Origin of the sequence: Salmonella sp. SAL4457 (genome assembly GCF_046548235.1) — a bacterium.
Lineage (GTDB): Bacteria > Pseudomonadota > Gammaproteobacteria > Enterobacterales > Enterobacteriaceae > Salmonella > Salmonella enterica.
On the sequence record NZ_JBGDZO010000033.1, the window covers coordinates 1 to 547 of the forward strand.

Below are 547 nucleotides of genomic sequence, written 5' to 3' on the forward strand. Positions count from 1 at the left end.
TCGTGTTGCGAAAATTTGAGAGACTCACGAACAACTTTCGTTGTTCTGTGTTTCAATTTTCAGCTTGATCCAGATTTTTAAAGAGCAAAACTTCGCAGTGAACCCTTTCAGGTACACTCTGAAGTATTTTTTCGTAAACACTCACGAGATGGTGGAGCTATGCGGGATCGAACCGCAGACCTCCTGCGTGCAAAGCAGGCGCTCTCCCAGCTGAGCTATAGCCCCATCGTGTAGTCAGAACCTCTTACCTTTGATTCGTTTCCGGGCGCGGCGTGGTGAAGCGAAGCATACTGAAGTATGCGAGCTTTGCCACAACAAAGCACGGGAGCGAATCTGGTAGGCCTGAGTGGACTTGAACCACCGACCTCACCCTTATCAGGGGTGCGCTCTAACCACCTGAGCTACAAGCCTGTAGAGGTTTTACTGCTCGTTTTTCATCAGACAATCTGTGTGAGCACTGCAAAGTACGCTTCTTTAAGGTAAGGAGGTGATCCAACCGCAGGTTCCCCTACGGTTACCTTGTTACGACTTCACCCCAGTCATGAAT

At 49.2% G+C, this 547-nt stretch carries 2 tRNA genes and 1 rRNA gene; all 3 read right to left on the reverse strand.

Annotated elements, in window-relative coordinates:
- Positions 1-149 precede the first annotated feature (149 nt).
- Positions 150-225: transfer RNA gene (locus ACLJNW_RS23060), tRNA-Ala, on the reverse strand.
- A 109-nt stretch (positions 226-334) separates the two neighbouring features.
- Positions 335-411, reverse strand: a tRNA-Ile gene (locus ACLJNW_RS23065).
- A 69-nt stretch (positions 412-480) separates the two neighbouring features.
- A 16S ribosomal RNA gene (locus ACLJNW_RS23070) occupies positions 481-547 on the reverse strand; the annotation flags it as partial.